Genomic DNA, 2,212 nt, shown 5'->3' with positions numbered 1-2,212 from the left:
GGTCCTCTCATGATGAGCTGCGCCGCGAAGGCGAGGCGCGCACCAAGCGTGCGCAGGAGGTGACGAAGGAACTGTCCGGCTGGCGCCACCGTCTGGAAAGCGCCGAGGCGCGGATCGAGGAGCTGGCAGAGCGCCGCGAGGCCTCGCAGGAGGAGTTGGAAGAGGCCAACGCGGTTCCGGCGGAAATCGCTGAGAAGCGGGAGGAGCTGAACGAGGCAATCTCCGAAGCCGAAGCGCGCAAATCCGCTGCCACCGAGGCGCTGATTGCAGCCGAAGCCGAACTGCGCGAGGCGGTTCACAAGGAGCGCGAATGCGAGCGGCTGGCCTCTGAGGCGCGCGAGGCGCGGGCGCGCTCGGAGGCGCGCAGCGATGCGGCCAAGGAGGCGGTGACTCAGGCCGCAGGCCGCATCATCGAAGCGCAGCAGATCACCCCGCAGGCCTTGTTGGAGAAGCTGGGCGTGTCACCGGATGAAATGCCTGCTTCGGACGATCTGGAACACGACGTGGACCGCTACAAGCGTCAGCGCGATGCCTTGGGTGCGGTGAACCTGCGCGCCGAGGAGGACGCCCGCGGCGTGCAGAACGAGCATGACACGCTGGTGGCGGAAAAGCTGGACCTGGAAGGCGCGGTGAAGACCCTGCGCGACGGCATTGCCAGCCTAAACCGCGAGGGCCGCGAGCGGCTGCTGACCGCGTTTGAGCAGGTGAACAATAGCTTTGCCATGCTGTTTACCCATCTGTTCGGCGGCGGCGAGGCCAATCTGGTGATGGTCGAAAGCGACGATCCGCTGGATGCGGGGCTGGAGATCATGTGCCAGCCGCCGGGCAAGAAGCTGTCGACGCTGTCGCTGCTCTCTGGCGGCGAGCAGACGCTGACGGCGATGGCGTTGATCTTTGCAGTGTTCCTGTCGAACCCGGCGCCGATCTGTGTGCTGGACGAGGTCGACGCGCCGCTGGATGACGCCAACGTCACCCGCTTCTGCGATCTGCTGGATGAGATGTGCCGCCAGACTGACACCCGCTTCCTCATCATCACCCACCACGCGGTGACGATGGCGCGAATGGACCGGCTGTTTGGCGTCACCATGCAGGAAAAAGGCGTCAGTCAGCTGGTTTCAGTTGACCTCAAGAAGGCAGAGGCGATGGTGGCCTGAGGCAGCAGGCTGCGGGGATTGGCGGCGCCTGCCGGTCAGAATTAATTTTGGTGGAGTGATAAATGGATATGCTCAAAGCAATTGCCGCATCCGCGGTGCTGATGATGCCGGTAGCCGCGGCTGCCCAGAACGTGGTGGCCAAAACCGGCGACAGCGTGGCCAATTTCTTCAAGGATGAGGGTGCAAAGGTCGAAGTGACCACCGACAGCGTTGGAGATCCGAACCTGAAGGTCGAATACTACGGCAACGATTTCTCGGTCTACTATTACGGTTGTGACGGCAACAAAGACTGCGAAGCCATCCAGTTCTTCTCGGGCTATCAGACAGATGGCGGCGTGCGCCTGTCCAAGATCAACGAGTGGAACAATGAAAACCGCTTTGCCCGCGGCTATGTCTCGGAAGAGGGCTCGGCCCGGATCGAAATGGATGTGTTCCTGGGCAACAAAGGCATGAGCCCGGATGATTTTGCCCAGGCCGTGGGGATCTGGAACCGCGCCATGCAGGATTTTGAAGCTTTCATCGACTGGTAAATCCAACTGTCACCGGATCGTGACACCAGCTTAACAAGTGAACAGCTAAGGTAGGGGCATGAGATGGATCATGCCCCTGTTTTTATGCCAGTTGGCAAGCAGCGCACTCGCTGAGGGTTGGCCGCTGCGGCCCGGCGACACGGCCTTGGCGCAGGATGAACTGGAGGCGCTGCCGGGCCGGTCCTTTCGCTTCTATGACGGCGGAGAGTCGCTGTATGGCAGCGATGGCGCCTATGCTTACACCTACTCGGTAGAGAACGGCGGGGGCACCGCTTGGGGCACTTACCGGATTGCTGCAGACGGCAGCATCTGCGTGGAGTTCGCCAACGGATTCGGCCGCTGTGATCTGTATGTGCGTAATGGAAGCCGGGTCATCCTGATCACCGAAAGGGGCGAGCGGTTCCCGGTCCGTTAGAGCTTCTGCAGCAGCGCCGGCGTCGGCCAGGCATCGGCGGGCAGGCCAAGACGGGCTTGCTCCTTTTGCACTGCAATCCGGGTGCGGGCTCCAAGAATGCCGTCGATATCCCC

Annotated in this window: 4 protein-coding genes; 3 read left to right on the top strand and 1 reads right to left on the bottom strand. The window is 62.2% G+C overall.

What is annotated here, in order from left to right:
* The 3 genes from A2I95_RS32765 to A2I95_RS32755 all read left to right on the top strand — a co-directional run.
* The coding region (locus A2I95_RS32765) for a chromosome segregation SMC family protein (protein ID WP_367153184.1) at positions 1 to 1,154 on the top strand (1,154 nt) is incomplete at its 5' end.
* A 62-nt stretch (positions 1,155 to 1,216) separates the two neighbouring features.
* Entirely contained in the window at positions 1,217 to 1,684 is a 468-nt protein-coding gene (locus A2I95_RS32760) for a YbjN domain-containing protein (protein WP_027257267.1), read from the top strand.
* 70 nt (positions 1,685 to 1,754) lie between these two features.
* Positions 1,755 to 2,099, top strand: a complete 345-nt coding sequence (locus tag A2I95_RS32755; RefSeq protein ID WP_245596896.1) for a hypothetical protein — start codon at positions 1,755 to 1,757, stop codon at positions 2,097 to 2,099.
* On the opposite strand, the gene A2I95_RS32750 is transcribed toward A2I95_RS32755, so the two are convergent.
* Positions 2,096 to 2,212, bottom strand: a 117-nt coding sequence (locus A2I95_RS32750) for a peptidoglycan-binding domain-containing protein (RefSeq protein WP_291736554.1), incomplete at its 5' end; no start/stop codon positions are given. The genes A2I95_RS32755 and A2I95_RS32750 overlap by 4 nt on opposite strands.

The organism is Leisingera sp. F5 (assembly GCF_001593695.1).
The sequence above is the reverse complement of the archived record's forward strand: the minus strand, read 5'-3'. Positions and strand labels throughout refer to the sequence as shown.